The following is a 15545-nucleotide window of genomic DNA, read 5'->3' as shown; positions in this document are numbered from 1 at the left end:
CTCCTCGCCCTCGACGCGGCACGAACCTATCCGGACGCGCACCACCCGCCCAACGGGTTTTCACCGGGCCGAAAACCGCTGGCCCCGCCTCCGGGAGGAGGGCATCCTCGGAGCATGGACCCCAAGCGCCGCATCCGCGCCTCGAAGTTCCTCTCCCTGGTGCTGCGCCACGACCCCGCCCGCGCGGGAATCACCCTCGACGCGAACGGCTGGGCCGACGTCCGCGCGCTCCTGGACGGCTGCCGCCACGCCGGGCGCCGCATCACCCACGCCGAGCTGATGGAGATCGTCCGCACCAACGACAAGCGAAGGTTCGCCCTCAACGCGGACAGCACCCGCATCCGCGCGAGCCAGGGCCACACCGTCCAGGTCGACCTCGCCCTGGAGCCCACCGCGCCGCCGGAACTGCTCTACCACGGCACCGTCGGTCGCTTCCTGCCCGCGATCACCGCCGAGGGGCTGCGACCCATGAGCCGCCACGACGTCCACCTGTCGGCCGACGAGGCCACCGCCCGCACGGTCGGCTCCCGCCGCGGCGCCCCGGTCGTGCTGGTGGTCGCCGCCGGACGCATGCACGCCGACGGGCACGCCTTCCGCGTCACCGACAACGGGGTCTGGCTGGTCGGGTCCGTGCCGCCCGAGTACCTCGGCGCACCGGTCAGCCCGGCCTGACGGCGCTGAAGACCGCCGTCCCCGGGATCATCCGGCCGCGGATCGGCCCCCAACCGCCCCACACCCGCTCGTGCCCCTCGGGCCACTCCGGCTCCACCACGTCCCTCAGGACCAGCCCGGCCCCGACGATCCCGCGAATCCAGTCGCCCATCGTCAGATGGTGCTCGACGTAGACCGCGCGCCCCCGGTCGTCCTCCTCCACGTAGGCGCGGCGGTCGAAGTAGGACTGGTGGAGGGTGAACCCGCGCTCGGTCGGATCGTCCGGGAAGCACCAGCGCACGGGGTGGGTCACCGAGAACACCAGGCGCCCGCCCGGGCGCAGCACCCGACCGGCCTCGGCCAGCGCGTCCACGGCGGCGGGCACGAACGGGAACGCCCCGAAGGCCGAGAACACCACGTCGAACGAGGCGTCCGCGAACGGCAACCGCTGGGCGTCCGCCTGCGCCGTGGGAACCGCGATCCCGACCTCCTCGTCGATCCGCCGCGCGTGCTGGAGCTGGCGGAGGGCGACGTCGACGGCGACGACCTCCCGCACCCCCTGGGAGCGCAGCCACCGGGAGCACTGGCCCGCGCCGCACCCGACCTCCAGGAACCGTCCGTCGCGCGTCCGCGCCAGGTCGAGCAGGTCGGCGTCGGCCTCGGTCAGCCCCTCGGGGCACCACACGAAGTCGGCGTCTCCCAGGAAGGCCCCGTGGTCGGCCTGGTAGGCGTCGGCGGCGGCGTCCCACCACAGGCGGCCCGCCCGCGCGCTCTCCACCGGGTCGGCGGCGCGGCGCTCGACGTGGCCGGGGTCCGGGTAGTCAGCCTCGTCCCGCATGCTCCTCCTCCGGTGTCCCCGTCGGGGTCGCATCCGACTCCGCCGCCCGCGCGTCCCTCAGCTCGCGCCGGACCAGGAACACCCATCCGCCGATCGCGATGAGCGTGAACACCCACCACTGCACCGCGTAGGACAGGCTCATCCCCGAGTCCAGTTCGTGCACGGCCACACGCTCGGGGGCGGGGTCGGGCACGGGGTCCTGCCGGGTGAGCTCCACGTATCCGCCGTAGACCGGGTACGGCAGGTCCTCGGCGAGGGACTCGACGTCCACGATCATGATCTGGCCCTCGGGCAGGCCGTCGCGCTCGCGCAGCCCGGTGTTCTCCTCGCTCTCGGAGAACTGGAGGCGTCCGGCGATCTCGACCTCGCCCTCGGGCGCGGACGGCGCCTCGGGGGTGTCCCGCGCGGTCTCCCCGGGGGCGATCCAGCCCCGGTTGACCAGGACGGCGGGTCCCTCCTCGGTCACCAGGGGCGTGAGCACGTGGAATCCGACGCCGCGTTCGCCGTCCCGGTTGCGCAGCAGGAGTTCGTGTTCGGTGTCCCAGGCGCCGGTGGCCTCGACCGTGCGCCACCGGTCCTCGCGGTCCACGGTCCCGCCGACCTCGGTGAGCTCGGCGACGGGCACCGGGTCGGCGGCCAGGTTGCCCTGTTGGAGGTCGACCGCGGCGCTGCGCTGCTCCCAGCGGTCCAGCTGCCAGAAGCCCAACCACACGAAACTGGGCACGATCAGCAGGACCAGCGCGTGGAAGGCCAGCATGCGTGAGGAGAACAGGACTCTGAGCACGTCTTCGAGGTTATGAGACGTCCCCGGTCACCCCGCACCGCCCCCGACCCGGCACGGTGCCCGGACGCGCGAAGGGCGGGGCCCCGGAACACCGGGAGCCCCGCCCAACGGTCGGTTCGCGCCTGCGGCTCGGGTGCTAGACCTCGTCCTCGGCGGCGGCGCGGCGCTTGCGCGCGAAGTACAGACCGGCGGCGCCGGCCCCGATCGCGGCCACACCGGCCGCGACCAGACCGCCCAGGGCGGTGCCGGTCACCGCGAGCTCCTCGTCGGCCTGGGGCTGGGGGTCGTCACCGGTGGAGGAGGAGTCGTCGCCGTCGTCGGAGCCGCCGTCGGTGTCGTCATCGTCGTCGCGGCCGTCGTCGCCACCGTCACCGTTGTCGCCGCCGTCGTCGTCACCACCGTCACCGCCGTCGTTCCCGTCGTCGCCACCGTCGCCGTCGTCACCGCCGTCGTCACCACCGTCACCGCCATCGCCGCCGTCCTCGGAGATCTGCTCCATGCACGCGCCCTCGGCGACGCCGAGCACGGACACGGCGTTGCCGCAGATCTCGACGGCGGCGTCGACCGGGACGATGATCTGGTTGCCGCTGGCCACACCGCCCGAGCCGTCGGTGGTCGGCGCTCCCTCGTTCGCGGGGGAGGCCTGGATGATGTTGATGATGGTGGTGCACTCGGCACTGGAGGCGCCCAGCACGGCGACCGAGTTGCCGCAGATGTCGATCGCGGCGTCGACCGGGACGATGATCTGGTTGCCGCTGGCCACGCCACCGGAACCGTCCGTGGACGCGCCGCTCTCGGACGCGCTCTCCTCCTCCAGGGCCTCGACCACCTCGACGCAGTCGGCCTCGGAGAGACCGCCGACCGCGACCGCGTTGCCGCAGGCGTCCACGGCCGCGTCGACCGGGACGATGATCTGGTTGCCGCTGGCCACGCCACCGGAACCGTCGGTCGAGGCGCCCTGCCCGCTGGTCTCGTAGAGCACCTGGGACACCTGGTCGCACTCGGCGCTGGAGATGCCCAGCACGGCGAGGGAGTTGCCGCACAGGTCGGCCTGGATGTCGACGGGGACGATGATCTGGTTGCCGCTGGCCACGCCACCGGAACCGTCCGTGGACGTGTCGGCGAGGGCCGCGGTCAGGGGGGCGACCACGAGTCCGGCGGTGAGGACGGTCGCGAAGGGGTAACGGAGTGTGTTGCGCATCGTGCTGCTTTGACCTTTCACGGAGACAGCCAGGCGATCGCGCCAGTCATGGCGCGTGAGCGCCGCGGAGGGAACCGGGGTGCGCGGTCTCGCTTCCCAGAGGAGCGATTCCACGTCCACGGCGCTGGCGGGCCCGTCACCGGTCGACGGTGAATTCTGCGGGGTGGCCCGCTGACGTGCGGAGGCCGCGGCTCTTAGGGATCGACCCTGGCGAGAACCGGCGACGGACCGAAACGTTAGCAAGCCCCGGGCGGCGCGCAGGCGTTTTTCAGAAATAGTGTTCCGTGCTGTCGATACTTTAAGTACGCAATACACAACAGCTTGAAGTCATCACTGGTCAAAGCCTTGTAGTTAATAACTCTACGTACATATACAGGAACAGAGGGTCGTGATTGGCGGCAAAGAAAATTTGGGTCCCCTCAGATCTCGTCCACTAATCCACTTCGTTGATTCGTTTCCGAGACCACGTTCGGCGCCGTATACCGAACGCCCGAACCTTCCGCCCTTCTAACAAATATCCGATTCACACGAAAAGCCGGAAATGATACCAACCCGATCGGTCGCCGCTCGGCGACACGGAGTAGTAGGCGACCAGTCCGGCAAACCGGACATGCGGGGCGCGCGTCCCACTGCACGGACACCCCCTCACGACCCCTTCCCAGGAGACCTCCATGCCCACCCGCCCCCGGCTCCCCCGGACCCCGCTCCGCGGCGGGGCCGCGCTGCTCGCCACCGCCCTCCTCGTGTCCGCCTGCTCCCCAGAAGACACGGACTCCCCCACGGAGACGGACGGCGGCACCGAGGAGGCCGCGGCCCTCCAGGGCGCGACCGCCTCGCCGAGCACGCCGCCCGAGGACACCGAGCCCTTCACCATCGCCTTCGGCGGCGACGTCATGTTCGAGGGCCTCCTCGAATCCCGGCTCACCGACCCGTCGACCGCCATGGGTCCGATCGCCGACCAGCTCTCCGCCGCCGACCTGGCCATGGTCAACCTGGAGACGGCCGTCACCGAGGGCGGCACCCCCGCACCGAACAAGCAGTACGTCTTCCGCGCCCCCTCCACCGCCCTGGAGGCCCTGGACGCGGCCGGCGTGGACGTGGCGTCCATGGCCAACAACCACGGAATGGACTACGGGGAGGACGGTCTGGCCGACACCCTCGCGGCCGGCGACGCCTCACCCGTCGCCCTGGTCGGGGCCGGGAACGACGCCGACGAGGCCTATACCCCGCACATCGCGGAGGCGGGCGGTCAGACGGTCGCCCTGTTCGGCGCCACCGACGTCCTCGACGACCACCTCATGGAGGCCTGGACCGCCGGTGAGGGCAAGCCCGGACTCGCCTCCGTCAAGGGCGAGGCCCGCGAGCGGATGCTGACCGCCGTCACCGAGGCCGCCGCCGAGGTCGACAACGTCGTCGTCTTCCTGCACTGGGGCCTGGAGGGATCGCACTGCCCGATCGGGCACGCCCCCACGCTGGCCGACGACCTCATCGCGGCGGGCGCCACCGCCGTCGTCGGCGGCCACGCCCACGTGCTGTCCCCCGGCGGCTTCGTCGGCGACTCCTACGTGCACTACGGGCTGGGCAACTTCGTCTTCTACAACTTCGACGGACCCACCGCGGAGAGCGGCGTGCTCACGCTCACCTTCGACGACGGCCGCGTCACCGAGTCCGACTGGGCTCCCGCGCGCATCGAGGGCGGCGTCCCCGTGCCCTACGAGGGCGCCGCCGCCGACCAGGCGCGCACGACGTGGGAGGAGATGCGCGGCACCTGCGCCCTGCCCCTGACCGGCTCTCCCGCCTAGAGGACCGGCGCGGCGACGCCGTGGCGTTCGGCGACGGCGGCGATCTCGCCCAGCAGCGCGTGGCGGCGTGCCGCGCCCAGGTAGGAGGCACGCACGCCGTTCGCGGCCAGCCGCACCAGGTCGGCCGGGAACAGCCCCAGGTCGTACGCGGTGCGGTACTCGCGGGTCAGGTCGGTGCCGAACATCGTCGGGTCGTCGGTGTTGAGCGTGACCAGCAGACCGGCGTCCAGCATGCTCGGCAGCGGATGGTCCCCGATCTCCCCGACCGCGCGCGTGCACACGTTGGAGGTCGGGCTGACGTCCACCGGCACCTGCTCGTCGACCAGCCGCGCGACCAGGTTCGGGTCACGCATCGAGTCGATGCCGTGCCCGATCCGCTCCGCGTGCAGCACGTCCAGCGCCTCGCGCACCCGTTCGGGGCCGCCGTGCTCACCGGCGTGCGGCAGGCTCGCCAGTCCGGCCGCGCGCGCCCGGCCGAACACCCCGGCGTACTGCTCCAGCGGGGTCTCCACACCGCCGACGCCGAACCCGACCACGCTGTGCGGCGCGTCCCTCAGCACCGCCTCGACCGTCTGCTCCGCGCTCTCCACCCCGAAGTCGGCCGGGAAGTCCGGAATCCACCGCAGCTGGATACCGAGGTCGCGCTCGGCCGCCACCCGCGCGTGCTCGATCCCGTCGAAGACCACCCGTGCCGGGACCCCGCGCATCAGATGCCCGTACAGGCTGACGTGCAGCTCCGCGTAGCGCACGTTGTGCGCGACCAGCCGCCGGGCGACGACGGAGGCCAGGAGCGCGAAGTCCTCCTCGTCGCGCAGGGCGCCCACCGACTCCAGGTACACCTCGACGAAGTGCGGGAAGTCGGTGAAGGCGTACCACTCCTGGAGCGCCTCCAGGGAGTCGGGGAGCTGGGTCAGGCCGTACTTGCGGGCCAGCGCGAACAGGGTGTCCGCGGGCATCGAGCCCTCCAGGTGGACGTGCAGTTCCACCTTGGGCAGGTCCTTGATGAGCGCGTCGACGGTCGCCGGGGCCGGGTTGGTGTCCATGGGCGCGAGACTACGCGTGCGGACACGCCCCACCCAGCCCCCACGGCCGAAGCTCACGCGACCACGTCAGAACCCTGGCGGCACCGGAAAGTGTCACCCCCACGGGGTAGCGTCGGCCCGCGCGAACGGTGACGACGACAATCACCAGCGGAACCGGCGAAGTGGACATCCGTCACGTTGACCGGAACCACGTTCGTGACCTCGAAGAACACCCGTACCACGGAGACGTCGGACACTTCCGCAACGATCTCCGGAACGAAAGTGGAATTTCCACGGAACCAGGTGAATCCGGAAAGGCATCATAGGTGGTGTGACGACAAATCCCCGAAGCTCAACGTCCCAGCGGCCGCGACGGTCCCCTGGCGGCGCGAACGGGTCCCACGTGTCGCGCGAGAGCCGTGGGCCGGTCAGCCTCGCCTCCGAGGGCCTCGCCTTCGCCCAGGCCCCGCTCCGCAGACTCCCCGCACAGCAACGCAGCATGCTCAGAGTGCAGCGCATGCTCGACTGCTGCGCGGAACTCCTCGACGAGATCGGCTACGACAACCTCTCCACGACCCGCATCGCCGAGCGCGCCGGCGTCGCCATCGGGTCGGTCTACCAGTTCTTCCCGGACAAGAAGGCCATCACCCAGGCCCTCGGCCTGCGCTTCCTCGACCAGTTCGGCGCGCGCGTCACCGAACGCCTGGCCGACGCCTCCTTCTCGCACTGGACCGTGGCCGTCGACACCGTCATCGACGAGTACATCGACATGCACCGGACGATCCCCGGCTTCCGGAGCCTGCACTTCGGCGACATCGTCGACCGCAGACTCCTCAACGGCGGCACCGACAACAACCGCGTCATCTCGGTCCGCCTGCGCGAGATCATCGTGTCCGTCACCGGCATCCCCGACACCGACGACCTCGACCGCGCCATCCACGTGGCCGTCGAGGCCGCCGACTCGGTGCTCAAGCTCGCCTTCCGCGACGACCCGGACGGCGACCCGGCCCTCATCCGCGAGGCCAAGCGCCTGGTCAGCAGCTACCTGACCGACTTCTCCGAGCGCAACGGAGGCGATCATCCGTGGTAGCCGACACCAGCACCCTCACCCGACCCGTCACCGGCACGGCCGCCGGTGTCCCCTACCTGGCCCTGCCTCCCGCGGCGAGCGACGCGCCGGCGCCCCTCGTCCTCGCGCTGCACGCCTTCGAGCCGCCGCGCGGCGAGGCCGCCCTGGCCGGGGTCATCCCCATGGCCCCGCTCCCCGCCTGGCGCGTCTACCTGGGCCTGCCCCTGTTCGGCGCCCGCCTGCCCGAGGGCGGCGTCCCCGAGGTCAACCAGCGCGGCGAGCGCGACTACCTCGTCGAGCTCTTCGGGCCGGTGGTCGAGGAGTCCGCCGCCGAGCTGCACCGCGTCGCCGACGCGCTGCGCGCCACCCTCCCGGTCACCGACGACCCCGTCGGCCTGGTGGGCTTCGGGGCCGGGGCGGCCGCCACCCTGCTCACCCTCGCCGAGAGCCGCCTGCCGGTCGGCGCGGCCGCCGTCATCAACCCCGTCGCCGACCCGGCCCTGGTCATCTCGGCCCGGGAACGCCGCTCCGGCGCACCCTACGCGTGGGACGAACGCTCACGGCAGACCCGCGAGTGGCTGGACTTCACCGCCCGCGCCGAGGAGGTCGCGCACGCCCGGACACCGCTGCTCGTCGTCAGCGGCGGACAGGACGAGGTGGTCACGCCCGACGACGGACAGGCCCTGCACGACGCGCTCCAACCCCACGTGCCCGAACATGCCCTGCGTCACATCGTCATCCCCGACCTGGCCCACACGATCGGCCCCGAGCCCGGTCTGGCGCCCGGGCCGCTGACCCCGGCGGGCGTCCTCACCGACCGCGCGCTCACCGAGTGGCTGCACCGGCACCTGACCTCCTCCACGCAGGTCCAGACATCGCCGCAGGACTGAGACGACCCTCCACCGGCCCCCGAGCCCCCTCCGCCCGGCCGCGGCACCGCCCGTTCACCGGGTGCACCATCCGACCTCCCCCCGCGGCTGTTCGGAGGACGCCGCCGAGACAGCTGGTGCGCGTTCCATGGGATCATCCAGTGGCGACCGCTCACGCGGTCCACCTGACCGTTTCGACTCATCCATCAGGAGGGCGAACCACGTGACGGAACCGGCACCGGTCTTTGCCAGCGGGGTCGACAACGAGCGGTTGAACGCGCAACTGCGCTTCCTTCTGGAGGTCGACAAGCTCAAGCGCGTCCTGCGGCAGAACCTGCTGGTCGACGGCTCCCGCCGGGAGAACTCGGCGGAGCACTCCTGGCACCTGGCCCTGGCCGCGCGCACCTTCGCCGAGTACGCCCCCGAGGGCACCGACATCGACCGGGTCACCGAGATGCTCGTGCTGCACGACATCGTCGAGATCGACGCCGGCGACACCTTCCTCTTCGACCGCGTCAGCACCGAGACCCAGGCCGAACGCGAGCGCGCGGCGGCCGACCGCATCTTCCCCCTGCTGCCCGAGGACCAGGCCGAACGGGCGCGGGCGCTGTGGGACGAGTTCGAGGCGCGCGCCACCCGCGAGGCCCGTTTCGCCCGGGCCGTCGACCGCCTGGCGCCCATGCTGTCCAACTGGCACAACGAGGGCGGCACCTGGCTGCGCTTCGGTGTCACGCGCGCCCAGGTCATGGAGGCGATCAAGCTGATCGCGGAGGGCTCCGAGGCGCTCGGCGCCTACGCCACCGCGCTGGTGGAGGACGCCGACCGGCGCGGATACCTCAAGGGTTGAGGCCGGGTCAGATCCGGCCCATGACCAGCTGGATCGCGGCGGTCAGGCCCACGACGACCACGCACACCCGCAGCGCGGCGGGGCTGAGCCTGCGCCCGTAGCGCGCGCCCAGGTGACCGCCGATGATCGTGCCGACCGCGATGAGCGCCACCGCCGTCCACGCGGGCGAGGCCAGGACGATGTAGAACACCGCGGCCGTGCTGTTGGCGATGGTCGTGAGCACGTTCTTCAGGGCGTTGATCCGCTGGAGGTCGTCATCCAGCGCCGTGCCCAGGAGGCTCAGCAGGATGATCCCCTGCGCCGCCGCGAAGTAGCCGCCGTAGGCGCCGGTCGCGTAGCAGCCCACCGGGAGCAGCGGACCGCCGTTCTCGGACGCGGGCCTGCGCGACCGCGCCCACGCGGCGATCCGGGGCTGGAACAGGATGAGCACACACGCCGCGCCGATCATGAACGGGACGACCGTCTCGAACACCCCGGGCGGCAGGTAGACGAGCAGCAGCGCGCCGGTGATGGAGCCGACGAAGGCCATGGCGCCCAGGCGCAGCACGCGCGTGCGCTGCCCCCGCAGCTCACGCCGGTAGCCGATGGTCCCGCTGATCGACCCGGGGGCCAGGCCGATGGTGTTGGAGACGGTCGCGGTGATCGGGGGGAAGCCGAGCGCCAGGAGGACGGGGAAGGTGAACAGCGTGCCCGACCCCGCGATGACGTTGATCCCCCCGGCCGCCACTCCGGCCAGCAGGATGGCGGCGGCCTCCCACAGTTCCATCCCCGACGCTCCAGGTCCGTACCGATCCCCGGTCCGTCGGGGAAGATTCCCCACAGACTACGAGAACCGGTCATCGGACCATGGGGCCGGGGCCGGTCAGCCCCGCCGTGTCAGCGCCGGACCGTGTCCGAGCGGGGCGTCCCGGACATCAGGGAACGCGAACGACCTCGTCGCGCAACCGATCGAAGGCGTCGCCGACCCCCTGGAGCGCGCGGCCCATCTCGGAGGGGACGACCCACACCTTGTTGGCGTCGCCCCGCGCGATCTCCGGGAGCTTCTGGATGTAGTGGTAGGCGAGCACGTCCTTGTCGATCCTGCTGGCGTGCAGGGACTTGAACACGATGTGGATGGCGTCGGCCTCACCTCGCGCCCGGAGCGTCTGGGCGTCGGCGTCGGCCTTGGCGGTGAGCATCTGCGCCTCGGCGGCGCCCTGGGCCCGCAGCACCGCCGAGGAGCGCTCGCCCTCGGCGCGCAGCACCGCGGCCTGCTTCTCACCCTCGGCGCTCAGCAGCTGGGCGCGCTTCTCCCGGTCGGCGCGCATCTGCATCTCCATCGCCTCCTGCACGGAGGACGGCGGCTCGATGCCCTTGAGCTCGATCCGGCTGATCTCGATGCCCCAGTCCGCGGTGGCCTCGTCCAGGACCGTCTTCAGCTCGCGGTTGATCTCGTCCCGGGAGGTGAGCGTCGCCTCCAGGTTCATGCCGCCGACGACGTTGCGCAGTGTGGCCAGGGTCAGCTGCTCGACCGCCTGGATGAAGTTGGCGACCTCGTAGGTGGCGCGGTAGGCGTCGACGACCCGGATGTAGACCGCCGAGTCGACCTCGACCGCGAGGTTGTCCTCGGTGATGGCCGACTGCGGCGGGAAGCTGACCACCTGCACCCGCCGGTCGATCCGTTCGCGCACCTGGTCGACGCCCGGGATCACGACGTTGAAACCCGAGTTCAGCGTCCGGTGGAACTTGCCGAACCGTTCGACGACGTCCTCCATCGAATGCGGGACGATACGCACGCTCCGCCAGAAGATGATGAGCAGAACGGCGACGAAGAGCGCGACGATGATGATCGTGGTCGTCATGGGGCAACCCCCGTCTCGAAGCGGGGGGCGGCGATCAGCAACGGCATGAGGGCGGCTCCGGAGTTTCCCGAGGGGATCAGGGGAGCGGGCGCGGACCGCGCATCGGCGGCCCCGCCCACCCGATGATCATAAAGCGCGCCGAAATAGAGCGATCCGCTCACCGATCGATGACGCTACCCCATATGCACCAGGGGCATCCACATCCGGACAGATATAGGAATTGTGGTCGATAGATTGCCCTGTTTAACTCAATCCCAAATCATCAGACCGCGCGGGCGCTCCACCGGTCCCCGTCACGCTCCACCTTCAACGGCAGGCCGAAGGTGTCCGTGAGCGTGTCCGCCGTCATCACCTCGTCCAGCGGACCCGCGGCGACCACGCGCCCCTCCCGCAGGAACAGACCGTGCGTGAAGCCCGTCGGGATCTCCTCCACGTGGTGCGAGACCATGACGAGCGTGGGCGCCGCCTCGTTGCGGGCGAGCACACCCAGCCGCCGCACCAGGTCCTCGCGTCCGCCCAGGTCCAACCCGGCCGCGGGCTCGTCCAGGAGCAGCATCTCCGGGTCGGCCATGAGCGCGCGGGCGACGAGCACCCGTTTGCGCTCGCCCTCCGACAGGGTGTGGAACTCCCGGTCGGCGAGGTCGCCCACGCCCCAGTGCCCCAGCAGCGCGCGGGCCCGCCCGTAGTCCGGGATCCCGTACTCCTCGCGGAACCGCCCCATGTAGCCGTAGGCGGCGCTGATCACCAGGTCGACGACCGGGGTACCCGGCTCGACCCGGGCCGCCACAGCGGCGCTCGTGTAGCCGATCAGCGGCCGCAGCTCGAACACGTCGACCCGGCCGAGCCGTTCACCGAGGACCTCCACCGAGCCCTCCGTCGGGAAGAGCTGGCTGGAGACGACGTTGAGCAGTGTGGTCTTCCCCGCGCCGTTGGGCCCGAGGATCACCCACCGGTCACCCTCCTGGACCGTCCAGTCGACCCCGTCCAGCAGAGCCGCGCCCCCGCGTCGCACCGTGACCCCGTTCAGGCCCACCACACGCCCGTCCATCGTTCTCCCTCACATCACGTCCCACGCCGGTGCACGGGCCGACCTACCCTGTAGCAATGCATCTCACGTCCGCACCGCTCGTCGCCTGGGGCAACGCCTGGCTGTCCGGACACGTCGGACTGGACGACGCCGTCGACGCCGTGGAGCGACGCGGCGGCCCCAACCTGATCGGGACAGTACCCGGGGACGACCTGCCGTTCGACAGCGGCGTGCCCCTGCGCACCGCCCTGGTCCGCCTCGGCGGCCTCGGGCTGTCGGTCTTCCGGCTCGCGCTGCCCACCTGGGGCGATCCGCTGGGGCTCGTCGGGCCGAAGGACCTCAACCAGGCCGCCGTGGAGGCCCGGGAGGGTGTCCTGGTACAGCTCGCCGACGAACAGCTGGGCCTGGTGCCCACCCCCGACCGGCGAGGATCATCCTATGTGGGCGTCTCATGGACCCCCTTCCGGGCCGCCAACGCCATACCGCAGGTCCCCGACCTCGCCGAGGCCGAGCAGCGGTTGAAGCTCACCCTGATCGAGGTCACCAGGGCCCTGGAGGGGGTGGACGACGCCGCGGGGTTCGGCCCGGAGGTCCTGGGCGCGCTGGAGAACAGGGAGGCGCCGCCGCTCGCGCACGGCTACCCGCCGCGCGCCCACCGGCTGGCCGCCCAGGCCGAACGGCTCGCGAGGGTCGTCGAGCTGGCCGAACCGCTCTCCGGCCGCGGCCTCAGCGCGCGACAGGCGGAGAGCCGGCGCGAGGCCCTCCGGCAGCTGGACATGGCCGTGCGCCGCGCCCGGGTGGCCGCGCACGCGGCGATCGCACCGCGTCGCTAGGACACCGCCCACGAGCGGGGGACGCGCTGACCGGATCTCGGGGTTCTCCCAGGGGCGATACCTGATCCCCCACGGCCCGGCACCCCCAATACTGGAAGGCAGGTGGAGAGAAGGGAACGAGGAGACCATGCAGCCCGACCACATCCGAGCCTCCGACTCCGACCGGGACAGGGTCGCCGAGCGGCTCCGGGACGCCCTCGCGGAGGGGCGGCTCAGCCCCACGGAGCTCGAGGACCGGCTGGACGACCTCTACCGCGCCAAGACGGTCGGGGAGCTCGCTCCCATCGTGGCGGATCTCCCGACGTCCGAACCCACCCAGCGCCCCCTCCTCGGCTCCGAGGCCCGCGACCTGGCCGAGCAGAGCAAGGGTTCGGAGAACCTCGTGGCGGTCTTCGGGGGGTGCGAACGCCGGGGTCGCTGGCTGGTCGAGCCGCGGACCAACGTGTCCGTGCTGTGCGGAGGCGCCGAGCTGGATCTGCGCGAGGCCGTCCTCAGCCAGAACGAGGTGACCATCCAGCTGGCCGTCATCCTGGGCGGCGTGGACATCATCGTGCCGCACGGGGTCAGGGTGATCAACAACACGTCCGCGATCCTGGGCGGCGCCGACGTGCACGGCACGGACCAGGTCACGGAGCCGAACGCGCCGGTCGTGCGGCTCACCGGCACCTGCATGCTGGGCGGAATCACGGTCAAGGCCAAGAAGCCACGCCGCTGACAGTTGTCCATATAGTGAACGACCTGCGAAAAGAGGCCGACCTGCCGATCACGGGTCGGCCCGGGCCGAGTACCGTGGATGACGCCATGAATGATGAAACCACGTTGTCGGTCACGGTGACCGGGCGGGACCGTCCGGGCATCAGCGCGCGTCTGCTCAGCACCCTCTCCGTCTTCCCGGTCGCCATCGTCGACCTGGAGCAGGTCGTCCTCGGCGGTCGCCTGGTCCTGGGCGTGATCCTGGAGGTGGACGAGCGCGTCGCTCCGGGCGTGACTCGGCACCGCGTCTTCGAGGAGGTTCGCAACGCGCTCGACAAGACCGCGATCGACCTCGACATGGAGACCGAGTACGGGGACGGCGGGGGACGGGTCAACACCTACGACCCGAACCGGTTGCACGTCACCGTCCTGGCCGATCCGCTCCGCCCCGGCGCCCTCGCCGCGATCACGTCGTGCGTGGCCCGTGCGGGCGCCAACATCGACCGCATCGAACGGCTCTCCAGCTACCCGGTGACCTCCGTCGAGATGGACATCTCCGGGGGAAGCGCCGACCAGCTCCGCGCCGAACTGGCGATGGAGGCGAGCACCCAGGCCGTGGACGTCGCCGTCCAGCCCAGCGGGCTGCACCGCCGGGGTAAGCACCTCATCATCATGGACGTGGACTCGACCCTGATCCAGGGCGAGGTGATCGAGCTCCTGGCCGCCCACGCGGGCTGCGAGGAGGAGATCGCCAAGGTGACCGAGCAGGCGATGCGCGGGGAGCTGGACTTCGAGGAGTCCCTCCGCGCCCGGGTCGCGCTGCTGCGCGGACTCGACGCCTCCGCGATCGACCGCGTCCGGGAGGAGATCGTGCTGACGCCGGGCGCCCGGACCCTGGTCCGCACGCTCAAGCGGCTCGGATACGAGTGCGGCATCGTCAGCGGCGGGTTCACCCAGATCACCGACTCCCTGGTGGAGCTCCTGGACCTGGACTACTCCGCCGCCAACACCCTGGAGGTGGTGGACGGCAAGCTCACCGGTGAGCTGGTGGGCCCGATCATCGACCGCAAGGGGAAGGCCACGACGCTGCAGCGGTTCGCCGAGGAGGCCGGGGTGCCGCTGACCCAGACGGTCGCGATCGGCGATGGGGCCAACGACCTGGACATGCTCCAGACCGCGGGACTGGGTGTGGCGTTCAACGCCAAGCCGGTCGTTCGCGAGCAGGCGGACACCTCGGTGACCGTGCCCTATCTGGACGCGATCGCCTTCATCCTGGGGATCACCCGCGAGGAGATCGAGGCGGCCGACCTGCACGCCTGATCCGACACACGGGTGCCCCGACACAGAACACGTCGAGGCGCCCGCGGACTCTCCTGTTTCATTCCCGTCTCAGACGCTACCTGGATTCAACGGGTCGCACCGTGCTGACTCACGACGACAGAATGGGAATATTGATGTTGTTGTCGTTGAGCACGTGTTTGATTGGCACATTCGCGATCCCTGCCAGAGAGAGGTCCTTCAAACCCAGGTTCAACAGACCCCCCAGACCCCCCAGACTCCCCGACCTAGTGCTCGCGGTCTCCTGATCTGGCACCGACTCGGCCTTCACATACGTCCGGTTCCTTGCTTCAACGTCCGCCTGCGCGACGGCGGGTCCGGCCGTTCCCGCAGCCAGCCCTCCCACCAGCACCGCCACGGCGGCGGCACGGGCACCCGCCCTCACCATCCGGTTCCCGTTCATCACACACCCCTCCTCGTGCTCCCGACCGCCGAATCGCGGTCAATGTGTGATATGCCCGAAAACACCGTTTCATAGACGGATAGACGCAATCTTGAACATATTGTGAATTGGGAGAATGCTGGAAAGAACAGGCACTCGAAGCACCCCGGAAAAAGACCGAATCGAGAACAGAGCCACCGAAGACCGAAAAACGACTGCCTCATCGGTTTCACGAGTTCACAAGCATGCCCGTAAAAAAGAGAGGGCCGCCCCCATGGGACGACCCCCTCCAAGAAAAACCGTGGCAGCGACCTACTCTCCCACCCCACCACAGGGCAGTACCATCAG

General features: G+C 70.7%; 16 protein-coding genes. 8 read left to right on the top strand and 8 right to left on the bottom strand.

The genetic code is table 11. From position 1 onward, the window contains the following. Positions 1-114: 114 nt before the first annotated feature. Positions 115-672, top strand: a complete 558-nt coding sequence (locus AB0I72_RS25980; protein ID WP_358573174.1) for an RNA 2'-phosphotransferase — start codon at positions 115-117, stop codon at positions 670-672. Here AB0I72_RS25980 and AB0I72_RS25975 read toward each other — a convergent pair. The 3 genes from AB0I72_RS25975 to AB0I72_RS25965 all read right to left on the bottom strand — a co-directional run bounded on the left by AB0I72_RS25975 (position 659) and on the right by AB0I72_RS25965 (position 3474). After that, positions 659-1489 (bottom strand): class I SAM-dependent methyltransferase, encoded by an 831-nt coding sequence (locus AB0I72_RS25975; RefSeq protein ID WP_358573172.1) that lies wholly within the window; start codon positions 1487-1489, stop codon positions 659-661. The two genes, AB0I72_RS25980 and AB0I72_RS25975, sit on opposite strands and share 14 nt — an antisense overlap. Further along, a complete protein-coding gene (locus AB0I72_RS25970; protein WP_358573170.1) occupies positions 1473-2273 on the bottom strand; it encodes an SURF1 family protein in 801 nt (266 codons plus the stop codon). The genes AB0I72_RS25975 and AB0I72_RS25970 overlap by 17 nt, the downstream gene beginning before the upstream one ends. Positions 2274-2409: 136 nt before the next feature. Further along, on the bottom strand, positions 2410-3474 hold the full coding sequence (locus tag AB0I72_RS25965; protein WP_358573168.1) for a chaplin family protein: 1065 nt from the start codon (positions 3472-3474) through the stop codon (positions 2410-2412). Positions 3475-4145: 671 nt separating this feature from the next. Between AB0I72_RS25965 and AB0I72_RS25960 the strand changes: the two genes are divergently transcribed. After that, positions 4146-5276 carry a CapA family protein gene (locus tag AB0I72_RS25960; protein ID WP_358573166.1) on the top strand — a complete coding sequence of 377 codons (1131 nt, stop codon included), beginning with the start codon at positions 4146-4148 and terminating at the stop codon, positions 5274-5276. On the opposite strand, the gene add is transcribed toward AB0I72_RS25960, so the two are convergent. After that, positions 5273-6319 carry an adenosine deaminase gene (gene add, locus AB0I72_RS25955; protein WP_358573164.1) on the bottom strand — a complete coding sequence of 349 codons (1047 nt, stop codon included), beginning with the start codon at positions 6317-6319 and terminating at the stop codon, positions 5273-5275. The two genes, AB0I72_RS25960 and add, sit on opposite strands and share 4 nt — an antisense overlap. Positions 6320-6797: 478 nt before the next feature. Here add and AB0I72_RS25950 point away from each other — a divergent pair, with 478 nt between their 5' ends. From AB0I72_RS25950 to AB0I72_RS25940, 3 genes are all read left to right on the top strand, one after another. After that, positions 6798-7388 (top strand): TetR family transcriptional regulator, encoded by a 591-nt coding sequence (locus tag AB0I72_RS25950; RefSeq protein ID WP_358573211.1) that lies wholly within the window; start codon positions 6798-6800, stop codon positions 7386-7388. Beyond that, the gene (locus tag AB0I72_RS25945; RefSeq protein WP_358573162.1) at positions 7382-8257 is read left to right on the top strand and encodes a prolyl oligopeptidase family serine peptidase; all 876 of its coding nucleotides are present in this window, start codon (positions 7382-7384) and stop codon (positions 8255-8257) included. The genes AB0I72_RS25950 and AB0I72_RS25945 overlap by 7 nt, the downstream gene beginning before the upstream one ends. A gap of 202 nt (positions 8258-8459) precedes the next feature. Then, on the top strand, positions 8460-9083 hold the full coding sequence (locus AB0I72_RS25940) for an HD domain-containing protein (protein WP_358573160.1): 624 nt from the start codon (positions 8460-8462) through the stop codon (positions 9081-9083). Between the two features lie 7 nt (positions 9084-9090). On the opposite strand, the gene AB0I72_RS25935 is transcribed toward AB0I72_RS25940, so the two are convergent. The 3 genes from AB0I72_RS25935 to AB0I72_RS25925 all read right to left on the bottom strand — a co-directional run bounded on the left by AB0I72_RS25935 (position 9091) and on the right by AB0I72_RS25925 (position 11972). Further along, positions 9091-9849 carry a sulfite exporter TauE/SafE family protein gene (locus AB0I72_RS25935; protein ID WP_358573158.1) on the bottom strand — a complete coding sequence of 253 codons (759 nt, stop codon included), beginning with the start codon at positions 9847-9849 and terminating at the stop codon, positions 9091-9093. A 148-nt stretch (positions 9850-9997) separates the two neighbouring features. Next, positions 9998-10924: an SPFH domain-containing protein gene (locus AB0I72_RS25930; protein ID WP_358573156.1), complete on the bottom strand. Its 927-nt coding sequence runs from the start codon at positions 10922-10924 to the stop codon at positions 9998-10000. Between the two features lie 262 nt (positions 10925-11186). Next, entirely contained in the window at positions 11187-11972 is a 786-nt protein-coding gene (locus AB0I72_RS25925; RefSeq protein WP_358573154.1) for an ABC transporter ATP-binding protein, read from the bottom strand. 56 nt (positions 11973-12028) lie between these two features. Between AB0I72_RS25925 and AB0I72_RS25920 the strand changes: the two genes are divergently transcribed. The 3 genes from AB0I72_RS25920 to serB all read left to right on the top strand — a co-directional run bounded on the left by AB0I72_RS25920 (position 12029) and on the right by serB (position 14797). Next, positions 12029-12784: a hypothetical protein gene (locus AB0I72_RS25920; protein WP_358573152.1), complete on the top strand. Its 756-nt coding sequence runs from the start codon at positions 12029-12031 to the stop codon at positions 12782-12784. 127 nt (positions 12785-12911) lie between these two features. Continuing rightward, entirely contained in the window at positions 12912-13499 is a 588-nt protein-coding gene (locus AB0I72_RS25915) for a DUF1707 domain-containing protein (RefSeq protein ID WP_358573150.1), read from the top strand. Positions 13500-13585: 86 nt separating this feature from the next. Then, on the top strand, positions 13586-14797 hold the full coding sequence (gene serB, locus AB0I72_RS25910; protein ID WP_358573148.1) for a phosphoserine phosphatase SerB: 1212 nt from the start codon (positions 13586-13588) through the stop codon (positions 14795-14797). A gap of 109 nt (positions 14798-14906) precedes the next feature. Here the strand turns inward: serB and AB0I72_RS25905 are convergent, their stop codons facing one another. Beyond that, a complete protein-coding gene (locus tag AB0I72_RS25905) occupies positions 14907-15218 on the bottom strand; it encodes a hypothetical protein (RefSeq protein ID WP_358573146.1) in 312 nt (103 codons plus the stop codon). Positions 15219-15545 lie beyond the last annotated feature (327 nt).

This window comes from Nocardiopsis sp. NPDC049922 (genome assembly GCF_040660275.1).
GTDB lineage: Bacteria > Actinomycetota > Actinomycetes > Streptosporangiales > Streptosporangiaceae > Nocardiopsis.
This window is presented reverse-complemented; position numbering and strand designations above follow the sequence as displayed.